The following is a 16,325-nucleotide window of genomic DNA, read 5'->3' as shown; positions in this document are numbered from 1 at the left end:
AGTGTGGTGATCCCGGAGCGCCGGGCCGGACATCGTCACGCCGGGTGCGCTTCGGGGCGGGGGTGAGGGGCGGTCCGCTGCGGCCGGTCGCCGGTTCGCGCCGTCCTCGCGTACGGTCGGTGGCATGTCTGGTGGCAGGTCTGGTGGCACGTCTGGTGAGAGGTCCCACGAAGACCGCACCGTGGGCGCGTGGCTGCGTACGGCCGGCGCCGTCACCGTCCTCACCGGCGCCGGCATCTCCACCGACTCCGGCATCCCGGACTTCCGCGGCCCGAACGGCGTGTGGACCCGCGAGCCGCGAGCCGAGCGGCTGTCCACCCTGGAGGACTACCTCGCCGATCCGGAGGTACGCGCCGAGGCATGGCGGCGGCGGCTCGACCACCCGGCCTGGTCGGCACGCCCCAACCCCGCCCACGAGGCACTGGTCCGGCTGGAGGAGGCGGATCTCGTCGCGGCGGTCGTCACGCAGAACATCGACGGGCTGCACCAGCGCGCGGGATCGCGGCGGGTGATCGAGATCCACGGCACGATCTGGTGGGTCACCTGCGTGGAGTGCGGACTTCGTACGCCGATGCGCGACGTGCTCGCCCGGGTCGAGGCCGGCGAGGCCGACCCCCGGTGCCTGAGCTGCGGCGGCATCCAGAAGTCGGCCACCATCTCCTTCGGGGAGGCGCTGGACCGCGCGGTGCTGCTGGCCGCGCAGGAGGCGGCGCGCGCCTGTGACCTGCTGCTGGCGATCGGTACGTCGCTCCAGGTCCACCCGGCGGCCGGTCTGTGCGACGTCGCGTTGCGGGCGGGTGCCCGGCTGGTCGTGGTCAACGCTCAGCCCACGCCGTACGACGAGGTGGCCTGCGCGGTCCTGCGTACTCCCATCGGCGAGGTCCTGCCCCGGCTGGCCGAGGAGACGACGGGCCGGAGCCGGCTCTGACCCGGCTGGCCGAGGAGGCGACGGGTCGAAGCCGGCTCTGACCCGCACCTCGCAGGCTCCGGCGAATGTCCTGGGAACGTCCTGGGAACTGCCTGTCGGAGGCATGCCCTAGGGTTCGACGCGCCTGGCGAAGACCGCAGCAGAAGAGACCCTGACGGACCCTGGGAGCGCCCATGACGCACGCCGTGTCCTCCAGCCGACGACCGACGCCCGCCCAGCTGGCCTGGCAGCGCGCCGGGATGGGGATGTTCTGCCACTTCGGCATCAACACGTTCTTCGACAAGGAGTGGAGCGACGGCACGCTGCCGGCTTCGGGGTTCGCGCCGACCGAGCTCGACGCGCGGCAGTGGGTGGACACCGCCGCCGACGCCGGCATGCGATACGTCGTGCTCACCGCCAAGCACCACGACGGGTTCTGCCTGTGGCCGACCGACACCACCGACTACTCGGTTCGGTCCTCGCCGTGGCGGGGCGGGCGAGGCGACGTCGTCGAGGAGCTCGCCCAAGCGTGCCGCGACGCGGGGCTCGGCCTCGGGCTCTACCTCTCACCGTGGGACCGCAACGCCGCCTGTTACGCCGACCCGGCGGCCTACGACGACTTCTACGTCCGTCAGCTGACCGAACTCTGCACGAGGTACGGCCCGTTGTTCGAGGTGTGGTTCGACGGCGCCGGCTCCGAGGGTCGGGTGTACGACTGGGGCCGCATCATGGACGTGGTCGACGAGCACCAGCCGGACGCGATGGTGTTCAACATGGGCCGCCCCACGATCCGCTGGGTGGGCAACGAGGACGGGCTGGCCGCCGACCCGTGCGAGTACGTCGTCTCCGCGGTCGAGGGTGACACCGGCAGCGAGGGCGGTGACCGGGCGTGGCTCGGCGAGGGCCGCTATCTGCCGCCGGAGTGCGACGTGCCGATCCGACGGCACTGGTTCTGGCAGACCGACGACCTGGCGACGCTGAAGAGCCTCGAGCACCTGCTGGCGATCCACCACCGCTCGGTGGGGCTCGGCGCCGGCCTGCTGCTGAACGTCCCGCCGGACCGGCGCGGGCTGCTCGACGAGCACGACCGTGCCCGGCTGGCCGAGTTCGGTGCGGAGCTGCGGCGCCGGTTCGGGTCGGGGCGGCCGGGCGTGCTGACCGCCGAGCCGGACGCGGCGACCGGTCCGGGCGGCCCCACGGACGCGGGTACGGCGGTGGTCCGGGTCGACCTCGGCGCGCGGATGTCGTTCGACCACGTGGTCCTCGGCGAGGAACTCACGGCGGGGCAGCATGTCACCCGGCACGAGGTGCTCGTCGACGGTGCGGTGGTGGCGGCCGGTGGCACCATCGGGGTCCGCCGGATCCACGCGTTCGACGAGGTGACCGCCGACCGGCTGGAGATCCGGCTCACCGGAGCAGGCGCCGCGCTGGCCGGTGTCACCGCGCACCGGACCGGAGTGACCCGGGCGCCGGTTCTGGAGGAGCAACCGGACATCTCCGCACAGAAGGTCGACGCGCCCGCGAGGTGAGCTGGGGCCTCGGAAAACCCGCTGGAGGCGGCCGGTCCGGCTCGGCATACTGGTCACGGACGAGAGCCGTCCGCGGGTTCGGCGTACCGCACCGGCCGGGCGGCGTGTGAGCAAGCATCAGCAACGACGTGAGCGAGAAGGGTCGACGATGCGGGTCGGACAGCGAGCTACGTGCGCCGAGCTGGGCGCCGAGGTCCGTCTTCGCTGACTCCTCGACCGGCCCTCGGTCCGGCTCGGCGTGAACGCGATCCCCGTTCGCCCCGCCGACGCAAGAACTGAGGGCTTCTCGTGCGCACCGTCGACATTCGCCGTACCTTCCTGAACTTCTTCACCGACCGCGGCCATCAGGTCGTGCCGTCCTCCTCCCTCGTCACCGACGACCCCACCATGCTGTTCACCACCGCGGGCATGGTGCAGTTCAAGCCGTACTTCCTCGGCACCTCCGCCCCGCCCGCGTCCCGGCTCACGTCGGCGCAGAAATGTGTGCGGACCGTCGACATCGACGGAATCGGCCGCACCGACCGGCACACGACGTTCTTCGAGATGCTCGGCAACTTCTCCTTCGGTTCCTACGGTCCGGACGAGGTGGTGCCGTGGGCGTACGAGTTCCTCACCGAGCGGTTGGGCCTGGACCCCGGCCGGCTGTGGGCGACCGTCTACCGCGACGACGACGAGACCCCGGCCCGCTGGCAGCGGCTCGGCATCCCGCCCGAGCGCATCCAGCGGCTCGGCATGGCCGACAACTACTGGTCCACCGGCGGCCCCGGACCGTGCGGGCCGTGCACGGAGATCTTCTACGACCGTGGCCCGGAGTTCGGCCGGGACGGCGGGCCTGCGGCCGACCCCGACCGGTTCCTCGAGGTCTGGAACCTCGTCTTCATGCGGTACGTACGCGGCGAGGGCGGGACCGACGACGACTTCCCGGTCGTCGGTGACCTGCCGCAGGCGTGCGTGGAGTCCGGGCTCGGGGCCGAGCGGGCAGCGGTGGTGCTGCAGGACGTGCCCCACATCCACCGCACCGACGCGCTGCTGCCGGTGCTGTCGAACGTGCTGGGCCGGGCGGCGGGGACGCGCAGCCGGTCGCCGGAACTGTCCGCGCGGATCGTCGTCGACCACGTGCGGGCGGCGGCGTTCCTGCTCGCCGACGGCGTACTGCCCGGCCCGGACGGACGCGGTTACGTGCTGCGCCGGCTGGTGCGCCGGGCGGTCCGGCACGCGCGCCTGCTCGGGGTCGGCTCGCCGATCCTCGCCGACCTCGCGGACCAGGTGATCGACACCCACGTGGAGTCCTGGCCGGAGCTGTCCGGGCACCGCGCACTGGTCCGGCAGGCCGTCGCGCACGAAGAGGAGGCGTTCGGCCGGACGTTGACGCACGGGACCCGGCTGCTGGACACCGCGATCCGGCGGGCGCGGGCGGAGACGAGGACGCCGGAGTCCTCGGAGTCCTCCGAGTCCTCCGAGTCCTCGGGCCCCTCGGGATCGTCCCGGCGGCCCGCGCTGTCCGGGCGTACGGCGTTCGAACTGCACGACACGTACGGCTTTCCCGTCGACCTCACCGTCGAGGTGGCGGCGGAGGCCGGGCTCACGGTCGACACCGACCGGTTCGCGGCGCTGATGGAGGACCAGCGTGAGCGCGCGCGGCAGGCGCGCACCTCGGCACCGGGCGACGTCGACGTCTCGTACCGCATACTCGCCGAACGGCACGGGCCGACCCGGTTCGTCGGCTACGACCGGCACGAGTCGGACGGCACCGTGCTGGCGTTGCTGCGTGACGGCCGTGAGCTCGCGGTGGCGACCGAGGGGGAGCGGTGCACGCTCGTGCTGGATCGCACGCCGATGTACGCGGAGTCCGGCGGCCAGGTGGGTGACACCGGGACGATCCGCGTTTCGTCCGGGTCGTCGCGGTCGGGTGACGACGCCCGCCTGCGGGTGCTGGACACCCGGCGCGGGCCCGGAGGGCTGCACGTCCACGAGGTCGAGGTGGTCCACGGCGAACTCCGGCCGGGTGAGCCGGCGCGGACGACCGTCGACGTGCAGCGGCGGCAGGCGACCGCGCGTTCGCACAGCGCGACGCACGTCCTGCACGCGGTGCTTCGGGAGTACCTCGGCGACCACGCTCGCCAGCAGGGTTCGCTGGTGGCGCCCGGACGGCTGCGGTTCGACGTGTCGCACTTCGCGCCCCTGGACCCCGGCCAGGTGCGTGCCGTCGAGGAGGAGGTCAACCAGCGGCTGCTGGCCGACCCGGAAGTGCGCGTGTGGGAGACCAGCCAGGACGAGGCGCGGGCCGCGGGAGCGATCGCGCTGTTCGGCGAGACGTACGGCGAGGTGGTCCGGGTCGTGGACATCGGCGACTACTCCCGCGAACTGTGCGGCGGCACGCACGTCGGGCACGCGAGCGCGGCCGGCCCGGTGCGGATCGTGGGGGAGAGTTCGGTCGGCGCGGGGGTACGCCGGCTGGAGGCGCTGACCGGCGTGGACGCGCTGCGGTACGCCGACCACGAACACCGGCTGCTGGAACAGATCCAGGACCTGCTCGGCGGGTCCGGCCGGCCGGGCTCCGGTAGGCCGGGTTCCGCTGGACCGGGACGGTCCCCGGACCGGATACTCGACCAGCTCCGGCGCCGGCTCACCGACCTGGCCGACGCCGAACGCGAACTCGGCCGACGCCGGCGGGCAGACCTGCTGGCGGGCGCTGACTGCCTGCTGGGCCGTCGCCGCGACACCGCGTCCGGTGGCTGGCTGGTGGCGAGCCGGGTGGACGAGCCAGGTGTCGAGGCCGGTGGCGTGGATCCGCGTGGCTCGGGCCTGCGTGGCTCGGGCCTGCGTGGCTCGGGCCTGCGTGACCTCGACCTGCGTGAACTGGCGCAGGCGGTGCTGGAACGCGGCCCGCGGGACCGGCCCGCGGGCGTCGTCCTCGCCCGCGCGGTCGACGGGAGGGCGCAGCTGGTGCTGGCGGTCGACCCGTCGCCGGCGGGCCGCGGCGCTGCCAAGGAGCTGTTGACACCCGCCGGACGGGCGATCGGCGGCGGAGCGGGCGGCAACGGGTCGTTCGCGCACGCGGGTGGCCGCGAGGTCGACCGGCTGGACACCGCGCTCGCGCTGGCGACCGACCGGCTGACCGAGCATCTCGACGCGACCGCCGGCGCCTGAGCGCTGCCCGGGGCTCCCACTACCCGGCCGGCCGCGGATCGACGAGGTGGGAAGACGTACTGGTGCTGTACCCACAGGTCTTCCCACCTCGTCGCGGTCCTCGGAGCGCGAGCCCCGGCGAACCCCAGTCCGGATCTCACTCCGGGGGACGGGTGTGGTTCGGGTCGCAGCGCACCGGGGTGTTGCCGTCCAGGTGCAGGGCCGAGTTGATCAACGCGATGTGGCTGTACGCCTGCGGGAAGTTCCCCGCCATCCGGCGGTGGCGCGGGTCGTACTCCTCCGCGAGGAGGCCGACGTCGTTGCGCAGGTCCAGCAGGCGGCAGAAGAGGTCGCGCGCCTCCCGCATACGCCCGATCATGGCCAGGTCGTCGGCCAGCCAGAACGTGCACGCGAGGAAGGTGCCCTCGGTGCCCGGCATGCCGTCGGTGCCTGGTTCGCCACCCTCGTCGGTGGGGTAGCGCATCACCAGTCCGTCGCGGGTGAGTTCGCGCTGGACTGCCTCGATGGTTCCGACGACGCGCGGGTCGTCCGGCGGCAGGAAGCCGACCTGCGGGATCAGCAGCAGCGCCGCGTCTACGTCGCGGGACCCGAACGACTGGGTGAAGGTGTTGCGGTCGGCGTCGTACCCCTTCGCGCACACCTCGCGATGGATCTCGTCCCGGACGGCCCGCCACTTCCCGACCGGCCCGCGCAGCCCGTACTCCTCGACCGCCCTCACCGCGCGGTCCATCGCCACCCAGGCCATCACCTTGGAATGGGTGAACGGCCGCCGCGGGCCGCGTACCTCCCAGATCCCCTCGTCCCGCTCGTGCCAGTGCTCGCTGAGGTGGGAGATCAGCACCGCCTGCAGCGGCCACGACTCCTCGTGTGGGTCGAGCCCGGCCTGCCGGGCCAACGCGAGGGCGTCGACCACCTCGCCGTACACGTCCAGCTGCAGTTGGTCGACCGCCTTGTTGCCGACCCGGACCGGGCGGGAGTTCTCGTAGCCGGAAAGCCACGGCAGGTAGTACTCCAGCAGCCGGCGTTCACCGGCCACGCCGTACATGATCTGCAGGTCGGCGGGAGAACCGGCGACCGCGCGCAGCAGCCACTGCCGCCACGCGGCCGCCTCCTCGTCGTACCCGCTGCGGATCAGCGCGGACAACGTCATGGTCGCGTCGCGCAGCCAGCAGTAGCGGTAGTCCCAGTTGCGGCTGCCGCCCAGGTCCTCGGGCAGTGACGTGGTGGCCGCGGCGACGATGCCGCCGGTCGGTTCGTACGTCAGTGCCTTCAACGTCAGCAGCGAACGCTGCACCGGTTCCCGCCACGGACCGTCGTAGGTGGACTGCCCCGACCACTCCTTCCACAGCGCCTCGGTCTCGGCGAGTTCCTCGTCGGCGTCGACCGGGGTGGGCGGCGGCAGGTGGGACGGATGCCAGGTCAGCACGAACCGCACCCGGTCGTTCGCGCGCACGTCGAAGTCGGCGTACGTCGCGAAGTCCCGGCCGTAGGTGGGTACGTCGGAGCGCAACCAGACCGCGTCCGGACCGGCGACCGCGGCGGTCTGCTGGTCGATCTTGCGGACCCACGGGATGACGGCGCCGTAGTCGAACCGCAGCCGCAGGCAACTGCGCATCGGCACTCTCCCGGAGATGCCCTCGACGATGCGGACAATGTCGGGCGCCTGGTTGCGGGGAGGCATGAAGTCGATCACCCGGACCGCGCCCTCGGGGAGCTCCCACTCGGTCTCCAGGACCAGCGTGTCGCCGCGGTAGCGCCGCCGCGCCGCGCGCCTCGAGCCGCCGCGGGGCCTGATCGTCCAGTGCCCGTTGTCGTTGTCACCGAGCAGGGCGGCGAAGCACGCGCCGGAGTCGAAGCGGGGGAAGCACAACCAGTCGATGGAGCCGGACCTGCTGACCAGGGCGGCGGTCTGCATGTCGCCGACGATGGCGTAGTCCTCGATGGGTGCCGCCATGTCCCACGCTCCTCAAGGCGCCGTCAGGTGGGACGCCGCGCGCTGTCCTCGTTCTCCAGTGTCGCGCTCGTGCCCGAGTGCCCGCGAGTGCCCGTCGGACCGGCGGGGCCGGGGCGCTCGGGCGGCCCGGGGCTTCGCGCCGGGGGCGTACGGCCGGGCGACGTGCGTCCGGGGGATTGGCGGGGTTGGCGGGGTTCGTTGGGTTCGACCCGCATATTCCGGAGCCGTTCGCGCAGCCTGCCGTCGTGGGCCTCGTCGTACGCCAGGAAGATTCCGCCGGCGACCGCGATCAGCGCGAACATGTACCACTGGAACGCGTACGCCAGGTGCGGCCCCTCCGACAGTTCGGGCGGCGGGAGCATCCGCGGGAGGTCGGATCGCTGGGCGGGGATCTGACGGGCGAGTTCGACGTAGTCGCCGAGCAGGGGATACGGCACGACCGCCGAGATCGCCCGGACCTGGATGAACCGGACCTGCCCGTCGATCACCTTCTCCGGCCGGTCCGCTGCCTCGCTGGCCCGGACCCGCGCGATCACCGTGACCTCGCCGGCGGGCGGGGCGGGTGCCCTGGGTGCGTCGGTGGACCGGAGGCTGGGAATCCAGCCCCGATTGACCAGGACGGCGTTCCTCGACCCGGCCAGCCGCAGCGGAGTGAGGACGTTGAAGCCGGGCTCGCCCTGCAGCGGGCGGTACCGGACCAGGATCTGGTGCCGGGCGTCGTAGGTGCCGCGGGCCTTCACCTGGGCGTACTCCTTGCCCGGGCCCACCGACCGGCCCGGCGCGAGCACGTCGCCGACGGGTCGGGCGGACACGCCGGAGTTGCTGGTGACCAGGGCGTTGTGTGCGCGGCGCGCCTCCAGGCGGTGCAGCTGCCAGCCGGCGAGTTCGACGCACACGGCGGCCGCGATCACGACCGCGACCATCATGGCGAGCCAGCGTGGCCGCAACAGGAAGCGGTACACGATGAATGACGCTAACCGAACCAGCCCGGCGGCCCTCCCATCGGGGTGTCGACGGCCGTCTTCGGGCACGGATCCGGGCGCGGCTCCGTGCGCCGCCGCCCGAGTCTGGCTTCGAGAGGGGGCGACTGTCGGAGGTGTGTCCTAGGCTGGGCGAATGGTCGCGCAACTAGTGGACTCCTTCGGCCGGGTGGCAACCGACCTGCGGGTCTCCCTGACGGACCGCTGCAACCTGCGCTGCACCTACTGCATGCCGGCCGAGGGGCTCGCCTGGCTGCCCGGGCCCGAGCTGCTCACCGACGACGAGGTCGCCCGGCTGGTCGAGGTCGCCGTGTGCCGGCTCGGGGTGCGCGAGGTCCGCTTCACCGGCGGCGAGCCACTGGTCCGGCGCGGCCTGGTCGACATCGTTTCCCGTACGGCGCGACTCTCGCCCCGCCCGGAGATCTCGCTGACCAGCAACGGGATCGGGCTCACCCGGCTGGCGGCGCCCCTGCGCGAGGCGGGGCTGGACCGCATCAACGTCTCCCTCGACACCCTGAGCCCCGACACGTTCGCCCGGCTCACCCGCCGCGACCGGTGGAACGACGTGGTCGCCGGGCTCGCGGCCGCCGCGGAGGCCGGACTGACGCCGGTGAAGGTCAACTCGGTGCTGATGCGCGGCACCAACGACCACGAGGCGCCCGACCTGCTCGCCTGGTGCCTGGAGCGTGGATACGAGCTGCGGTTCATCGAGCAGATGCCGCTGGACGCCCAGCACGGCTGGGACCGGCAGACCATGGTGACCGCCGAGGAGATCATCGAGCGGCTGGAAACCCGGTTCACTCTGGTGCCCGACGACCCGAGCCGGCGGGGCAGCGCGCCCGCCGAGTCGTTCCTCGTCGACGGGGGCCCGGGCCGGGTCGGGGTGATCGCGTCGGTGACCAGGCCGTTCTGCGGCGACTGCGACCGGGTCCGGCTCACCGCCGACGGTCAGGTCCGCAACTGCCTGTTCGCGCGGTCGGAGTCCGACCTGCGCACCGCTCTGCGCTCAGGGGCCGACGACGCCGAACTCGCCCGGCGCTGGCAGGCCGCGATGGCCGGCAAACTGCCCGGTCACGGCATCGACGACCCGAGCTTCCTGCAACCCTCCCGCCCCATGTCCGCCATCGGCGGCTAGCACGCTGCCCCCGCATCACGACCGGCTGCGTTGTCGATCAGTCGGGGGAGAAGGGCTCCACCTCGCGCAGGAAGCCGCGGGCGGACAGGAAGTCGGACAACTGGGCGCGGTGGGCCTCACACGCGAGCCAGGTCTTGCGGCGTTCCTCGGGGTGGATGCGCGGATTGTTCCAGCGCAACGCCCACTCGGCGGGCGCGCTGCACCCCCTGGCCGAACAGATCGGCTCGGGCTCGACCACAGGCTCGGTCACGACTCCACCTCACCGCGCGACCGCCGCGCCTGAGAAGCCGGACCCGCGCCCCCGGGCCGGTGGGTCCGCTGGGGGCTCCGGACGGCCTGACTGCGTGGAGTAGCCGAGAGTGGCGACATCCGGCGGATTAGCTCACGCTGAGTCATAATTAACGGTCCGTAGATAACAAGAAGCGATGCCGGGCAGCCACGGGGGAAGCCGCCCGGCATCGCATCACGTCGCACTCCGACGGGGGAAGCGGAGCGCGCAGAACGAGTCTGGCACGAAGGCACCAGGTAGGTCTAGCCGGTCCTCGCGTTATTTTGCGGCGGGACAGGGCGCTCCGGAGGTGCCGGAAGCTCCAGCCGATGATCGGGCAGGTAGGCGGGTGGCGGAGCCTTGGTGCGCTCTCGACCGGCGTTGGCGATCACGACGGCGACGTACGGGAGGATGAACGCCGCCACGATGAGCAGCCATCGGACGATGCCCTGAGTGACGAACGCACCCACGAAGCAGAGCGTTCGTATCCCCATGGAGATCAGGTATCGCACCTCCCGGGACCGCACGTCGGCCTTCAGACTGCGCGGAGCTCCCGAGATCCGGAATACATCCTGATCCGACTTCTGGCTCATTCCACCTCCCGCACTCGATCCACGGTACGCGCGCCCACCGACAGTTCCCACCGGCGAGTGGCGTTCCGACGGCCCTGACAGCCCACCGGCTCTCCCGATCCCGGTGGACCTACCCCCTCAGGACCACTCGGCGCGCCCGAACGTGACACCGGCCGGGCCGAACGTGACAGATGTCATGCCCGGACCAGGATCACCGGCGCAGTGCGGCGCACCACCGGACCGGCACCGTGGACTCCGTGCAGACGACACCATCCCGTACGGCACGGTCCCGTACGGCTCGTACGAATTCCCCCCGTACGTCCCACCGGCGTACGGCGCCCTCGAACCCGCCCCCGGCCGCGAACGGCATGGCGGTCCACCTGTCCGGACTGGTGAAGAGCTACGGCGACGTCCACGCCGTCCGCGGTGTCGACCTCGACATCGCGCCCGGTGAGGTGGTGGCGTTGCTCGGCCCCAACGGCGCCGGCAAGTCCACCACCGTCGACATGCTGCTCGGCCTGGCCCGGCCCGACCAGGGCACGGTCGCGTTGTTCGGCGCCGAACCCCGTCAGGCGGTGGCGCAGGGGCACGTCGGTGCGATGCTGCAGGCCGGGTCGCTGCTGCCGGACGCGAGCGTGGGCGAGCTGGTCGCGATGTTCGCCGCCCTGCACCGCGCGCCGTTGCCGGTGGAGGAGGCGCTGGAGCGTGCAGGCATCGCCGACCTCGCCGACCGGCCCACCGGCAAGCTGTCCGGCGGGCAGGCACAGCGGGTGCGGTTCGCCCTGGCGGTCGTACCCGACCCCGTCCTGCTCGTCCTCGACGAACCCACTGTCGGGATGGACGTGGAGTCCCGGCGCGCGTTCTGGGCGGCGATGCGCAACCTCACCGCGGCCGGCCGGACCGTGTTGTTCGCCACCCACTACCTCGACGAGGCCGACGACTACGCCGACCGGGTGGTGCTGATGCGGTCCGGCCGGATCATCGCCGACGGGACCGCCGCCGCGATCAAGAACCAGGTGAGCGGCCGGCGGATCGGTGCGCGGCTTCCCGGTGCGGACGAGGCCCGGCTGCGTGCCCTGCCCGGCGTCTTCGACGTCGCGGTCCGCGGTGACCGCGTGACGCTGCACTGCACCGACGCGGACGCCGCGCTGCGCGCGCTGCTGTCGGCGTATGAGCAGGCCCGTGACCTGGAGGTCCGCAGCGTCGACCTCGAGGACGCCGTGGTGGCCCTCACCTCCGCGGCCGACGACCAGGGCACCGCCGCGCCCACCGACCCGACCCACAGCCGGAACGACCAGGAGAGCCGGTCATGACGACGCGTTACCTCATGTTGGAGGCGCGCCGCGCCTACCGGAACAAGCGGTTCCTCATCTTCACCCTCGCGATGCCGGTGGTGCTGTTCCTGGTCTACGTCCAGATGTACGGCAAGGGGCACATCAACGGCGTGGACGTGCGGGCGTACCTCATGGTCTCGATGGCGGCGTTCGGCTCGATGAGCGCCGCGATGTCGGCCGGCTCGCGGATCGCGCTGGAACGCCAGAGCGGCTGGAACCGCCAGCTCCGGCTGACGCCACTCAAGCCGCTCTCCTACCTCGTGGCCAAGGCCGCGGTGGCCATGCTGGTGGCCGTGCCCTCCGTGGTCCTGGTCTACGGCGCGGGCGGGCTGGCCGCGCACGTCCGGCTCGCTCCACAGGAGTGGGCGATGTCGGCCGTCGGGCTGTGGCTGGCCCTGATCCCGTTCGCGGTGATCGGGATCGTCATCGGGTACGTCGCCTCGCCCGACAGCGCCCAGGCGATCTATCCGGCCACCTTCATGGTCCTGTCCCTGTTCGGCGGCATCTTCATCCCGGTCGAGGCGATGCCCAGGCTGATGGCGAACCTGGCGCAGCTGCTTCCGTCGTACTGGCTGGGAATCATCGGCCGCAGCCCGCTCGGCCTGTCCGGGTTCGAGTGGCAGGCGGTGCCCGTGTTGCTGGCCTGGACGGCAGTGCTCACACTGATCGTGGTGCGGCGGTACCGCGTCGACACCGCCCGGGCGTGAAGTACGAACGCCCGGATCCGGCACCCGCCGAGCCGCCGGCGAACAGCTACCGGAAACTGAGGTCGATGAGCGTGACCCCGAACGCCGTGCCCGGCGAGGACACGGCACCTGACCGGCCGGACAGCGGCCGCGCGGTGGCCGTCTCCTTCGACGCCGGCTCCCCGGTCGTCCCGGGGACCGCCGAACCGAGGGAGCCCGAGCTCACGCGACGAGACCGCCGGAGGCGGTGGCGGGGCATCTTTGGAGCCGCCCTTTGGCTGGTCTTCATCGTCTCGCCGGTGTCGTCGGCCCTGAAGCGGAATCCCTCCTGGGAGTGGCAGCTGCTCGTCGCCGCGGTCACCGTGGGGTTCTGCGCCACCTACGTCGTGATCTTCCGGTTGGTGCGCCGCGACGCCGACCGCCGCCACTCGTTGGTGTGGCTGGCGACGCTGGCGGTGCTCTGCGGCGCGTTCTGCCTGCTCGCGGGCGAGGACGGCATGTTCTGCCTGGTCTACGTCGCCGCGGGCGGTGCCGCGGCGCTCCCGGCGCGCACGTCGGCCTGGTGGACGGGTGGATGTGTCGCGGCGACCGTCGTCGCGCCGCTGGCCGTCCCTGGGTGGAACATCACCCCGGAGGGCACGATGTCTGTGCTGCTGGGTGCGCTGGCCTCCTCGGCGTTCGTCAGCCTGCTGCGGCGCAACTGGGAGTTGCGCGAGGCCCAGGGCGAGATCGCCCGGCTGGCAGTAGCGGACGAGCGGCTGCGCTTCTCCAGGGACCTGCACGACATCCTCGGGCACAGCCTCACCGTCATCACCGTCAAGGCGGAGTTGGCAGGCCGGCTGCTGGAGCAGCGGCCCGAACGCGCAGCCGGTGAGATCGCCGACGTCGAACGCCTGGCCCGGGAGGCGCTGGCCGACGTCCGGGCCACGGTCGCGGGCTACCGCGCCACCAGCCTGGCTGCCGAGCTCAGCCAGGCCCGGTATGCCCTGGAGTCCGCGGGCATCACCGCGGTGCTGCCGAGCTCCGCCGACGAGGTGACCGGGCCGCCGCGGGAAGTGTTCGGGTGGGTCGTGCGCGAGGGCGTGACCAACGTCGTACGGCACAGCGGAGCGGCGACCTGCACCGTACATCTGACCCCCACCAGCGTGGAGGTCGTCGACGACGGAACCAGTCGGCGTCCCGGCAGGGGCTGGAACGGCCACGCAGCGAACGGCCCCGCACCGGTCGAGCCGCCGTTCAACCTCTCCGACGGGTTCGACGACCCGGCCTCCTCACACGGGCTGGTCGGCCTGGCCGAACGCGTGCGCGCCGCCGGTGGCAGCCTGTCCGCCGGCCCGTTGCCCGGTGGCGGGTTCGCGCTGCGGGCGGAGGTGCCCGCGTGAGCGAGTCGATCCGGATCCTGCTCGCCGACGACCAGCACCTGGTCCGCGGAGCGCTCGCCGCCCTGCTGTCCCTGGAGGCCGACCTGGAGGTGGTGGGCGAGGTGGGGCGGGGCGACGAGGTGGTGGCCCGAGCACGGGAGACCACGCCCGACGTCGCGTTGCTGGACGTGGAGATGCCCGGCGCCGACGGCATCACCGCCACCCGCGACCTGCGGACGGCGCTGCCGGACTGCCGGGTGCTCGTGGTCACGACGTTCGGCCGGCCCGGCTACCTTCGCCGGGCGCTGGCCGCCGGTGCGAGCGGCTTCGTGGTGAAGGACACCCCCGCGTCCCAGCTCGCCGACAGCATCCGGCGGGTGCACCAGGGCCTGCGGGTGGTGGACCCGACGCTGGCGGTGGAGTCACTCACTTCGGGGGAGAGCCCGCTGACCGCACGGGAACGCGACGTGCTCCTGGAGACCCGCGGCGGCGGGACGGTGGCCGACATCGCGCGGGCGCTGGTGCTGTCGGAGGGGACGGTCCGCAACCATCTGTCCAGCGCGATCGGCAAGACAGGTGCGCGTACCCGCGCCGAGGCGGTCCGGATCGCAGACGCCAACGGCTGGCTCTGAGGGGCTTTCCCCTAGGAAGGCGTTCCGGCGTACGTCGGCAGGACGATCCGCGACGCCGCCCGCCCGCCGCGGTGGACGGTCTGGTCGCCGGCCGGGCACAGGTCGAACCTCGGATAGTTGGACGACGCGATCTCCGCCCGGATCCGGTGGCCGGCCCGGAAGGTCATCGCGGTCGAGCCGACGGTCACCTCCACCTCCGTGCCCTCTCCGGGGGCTTGCCCGTACGGTGCCTCCACGCGGCGAACCGAGTCGACCACCGACATCGCTGTTCCGTCGGGGTGGACGTCCACCAGCTTCACCGCGACGTCGGCGACCGGCGCGGTCGACTCGAAGACCACGTGCGCGCGGACCTCGCCGAGCACCGTGAGGTCCTGGCCGAGCACGTCGCCGGTGTAGACGAGTACGTCGTCCCGGCGCTCCACGTCGCGCTGGTCGCGCGGACCGGCCTCGGGGAGTACGGGATGCAGGGTGCGCCCGCCGTTGGTGGGCACCGGGTCGGCAGGGTCGTGGCGGTAGCGGTCGGTGCCCGACTCCTGCGGTACGGGCCGCTCCAGCCTGCCGTCTGCCGCGAGGTGGAAGGCGGTCTCGTGCGCGGGTGGCGGCCAGGCCTCGAGGTCCAGCCACCGGTTGCTCCCCATGACGTACACGCGTACGCCGTGCGACACCTCCCTGCCGGCCAGGCCGGCGCTCAGGAACCCGACCTGCTCCTCGTACAGCCCGTTGAGGTCGCCCATGGCGGCGACGCCGAAGTCGAGCTGCCCGGTCGTCCGCCGCAGCATCGACAGGTGCGACCACGGGCCGACGACCAGCCGCTGGCGGTGGGCGGCCCGCCCGTCGCGGCCGGCCAGCAGGGAGTAGCCGGCGATGGTGTTCTCGCAGAACAGGTCGTGCCAGCCGGCGAGGTGGTAGCCGGCGACGTCGGTGCCGGCCCCGTCGAGGGCCGGGGTGGCGTCGAACTCGGCCCACGGGTCCTCCCCGGCGGCGACCGGCTGTCCTCCCGAACCGGCAGGGCGCACCCAGCGCTGCCACTCCGGGCTGATCTCGGCCAGGGTCTTCTCGGCCCGGGGGAGTGAGGCCGGCCAGGTGTCCAGCGCCTCGATGGCCGCCTGCCGTATGTCGTCGTCGAGGTTGTTGCCGAGCGCACCCAGTCCCAGTGTCCAGGAGGAGAAGACGCCGAGCTGGAGTGCGCCGCCCTCGTACGCGACCGACCGGATCCGCGGCCCGGCAACGGCCGGCGCGACCACCCGCAGGCCGGCGGGCCGGTCGGCCAGGGCGAGCCACTGGGTGAAGCCGTTGTAGGAGGCGCCGATCATCGCGACCGCGCCGGCCGACCACGGCTGGTTGGCGCACCAGGCGACCGTGCGCGCGCCGTCGTCGCGTTCGGACCGGAACGGCGTGAACTGCCCGGCGGAGTCCCAGCGTCCGCGTACGTCCTGGGTGACGACCGCGAACCCGAGCCGGGCAAGGCCGATCGCGTCGTGCGCGGCCCGCGCGGAGGCCCGGCCGTACGGGGTGCGGACCAGCACCACCGGGTGCCGCCGGCCGTCGTCGGCGACCGTGACGTCGGTCGCCAGCGCGGCGCCGTCGGCGGCGGTGACGGTGGTGTCGAGGGTGAGGACACGCGAAGGCGGGGTCACGTGGGGAGCCTACGTTCGCCGCATCCGAGGGCCTTCGGTCCCGCCGACCCGTTGTCCGCCCCTGGTCACCATGCCTTCTGCCGAGGTCAGGTCCGTCGCCCGAAGGTCGCCCCGGAGCCTTGACGCCGCTTCCGACGCCGACCTGACGCCGTACTGACGCCGCAATGCATTGACATGACG

At 72.6% G+C, this 16,325-nt stretch carries 13 protein-coding genes; 8 read left to right on the top strand and 5 right to left on the bottom strand.

Annotated features, from left to right (window positions below; all coding sequences use genetic code 11):
- Positions 1–124 precede the first annotated feature (124 nt).
- The 3 genes from BLU27_RS24595 to alaS all read left to right on the top strand — a co-directional run bounded on the left by BLU27_RS24595 (position 125) and on the right by alaS (position 5,586).
- Positions 125–928: an SIR2 family NAD-dependent protein deacylase gene (locus BLU27_RS24595; RefSeq protein WP_092655995.1), complete on the top strand. Its 804-nt coding sequence runs from the start codon at positions 125–127 to the stop codon at positions 926–928.
- Positions 929–1,101: 173 nt separating this feature from the next.
- Positions 1,102–2,436: an alpha-L-fucosidase gene (locus tag BLU27_RS24590; protein ID WP_092655994.1), complete on the top strand. Its 1,335-nt coding sequence runs from the start codon at positions 1,102–1,104 to the stop codon at positions 2,434–2,436.
- Positions 2,437–2,724: 288 nt separating this feature from the next.
- Positions 2,725–5,586, top strand: a complete 2,862-nt coding sequence (gene alaS / locus BLU27_RS24585; protein ID WP_092655993.1) for an alanine--tRNA ligase — start codon at positions 2,725–2,727, stop codon at positions 5,584–5,586.
- 136 nt (positions 5,587–5,722) lie between these two features.
- Here alaS and BLU27_RS24580 read toward each other — a convergent pair whose 3' ends face one another.
- Positions 5,723–7,540 (bottom strand): glycoside hydrolase family 15 protein, encoded by a 1,818-nt coding sequence (locus tag BLU27_RS24580; protein WP_092655992.1) that lies wholly within the window; start codon positions 7,538–7,540, stop codon positions 5,723–5,725.
- Positions 7,541–7,563: 23 nt separating this feature from the next.
- Positions 7,564–8,502: an SURF1 family cytochrome oxidase biogenesis protein gene (locus tag BLU27_RS24575; RefSeq protein ID WP_092655991.1), complete on the bottom strand. Its 939-nt coding sequence runs from the start codon at positions 8,500–8,502 to the stop codon at positions 7,564–7,566.
- Positions 8,503–8,656: 154 nt separating this feature from the next.
- On the opposite strand from BLU27_RS24575, the gene moaA reads away from it, so the two are divergent.
- Positions 8,657–9,655, top strand: coding sequence for a GTP 3',8-cyclase MoaA (gene moaA, locus BLU27_RS24570; protein WP_092655990.1), 999 nt, complete (start codon positions 8,657–8,659; stop codon positions 9,653–9,655).
- Between the two features lie 37 nt (positions 9,656–9,692).
- Here moaA and BLU27_RS24565 read toward each other — a convergent pair whose 3' ends face one another.
- Positions 9,693–9,905 (bottom strand): hypothetical protein, encoded by a 213-nt coding sequence (locus BLU27_RS24565; protein ID WP_092655989.1) that lies wholly within the window; start codon positions 9,903–9,905, stop codon positions 9,693–9,695.
- 281 nt (positions 9,906–10,186) lie between these two features.
- Entirely contained in the window at positions 10,187–10,516 is a 330-nt protein-coding gene (locus BLU27_RS24560; RefSeq protein ID WP_092655988.1) for a DUF3099 domain-containing protein, read from the bottom strand.
- 236 nt (positions 10,517–10,752) lie between these two features.
- On the opposite strand from BLU27_RS24560, the gene BLU27_RS24555 reads away from it, so the two are divergent.
- The 4 genes from BLU27_RS24555 to BLU27_RS24540 all read left to right on the top strand — a co-directional run bounded on the left by BLU27_RS24555 (position 10,753) and on the right by BLU27_RS24540 (position 14,508).
- Positions 10,753–11,808, top strand: coding sequence for an ABC transporter ATP-binding protein (locus tag BLU27_RS24555; protein ID WP_241827615.1), 1,056 nt, complete (start codon positions 10,753–10,755; stop codon positions 11,806–11,808).
- Entirely contained in the window at positions 11,805–12,536 is a 732-nt protein-coding gene (locus BLU27_RS24550) for an ABC transporter permease (protein WP_092655986.1), read from the top strand. The genes BLU27_RS24555 and BLU27_RS24550 overlap by 4 nt, the downstream gene beginning before the upstream one ends.
- Positions 12,537–12,601: 65 nt before the next feature.
- Entirely contained in the window at positions 12,602–13,897 is a 1,296-nt protein-coding gene (locus tag BLU27_RS24545) for a sensor histidine kinase (protein WP_157728790.1), read from the top strand.
- Complete coding sequence (locus BLU27_RS24540) at positions 13,894–14,508, top strand: response regulator transcription factor (RefSeq protein WP_092655984.1); 615 nt, start codon at positions 13,894–13,896, stop codon at positions 14,506–14,508. The genes BLU27_RS24545 and BLU27_RS24540 overlap by 4 nt, the downstream gene beginning before the upstream one ends.
- Positions 14,509–14,519: 11 nt before the next feature.
- Here BLU27_RS24540 and BLU27_RS24535 read toward each other — a convergent pair whose 3' ends face one another.
- Entirely contained in the window at positions 14,520–16,145 is a 1,626-nt protein-coding gene (locus tag BLU27_RS24535; protein ID WP_092655983.1) for a CocE/NonD family hydrolase, read from the bottom strand.
- Positions 16,146–16,325: the final 180 nt, after the last annotated feature.

The organism is Actinopolymorpha singaporensis (genome assembly GCF_900104745.1).
Classification (GTDB): Bacteria; Actinomycetota; Actinomycetes; order Propionibacteriales; family Actinopolymorphaceae; genus Actinopolymorpha; species Actinopolymorpha singaporensis.
Note: the sequence above shows the minus strand (reverse complement) of the source record. Positions and strands in the feature narration are given on the sequence as shown.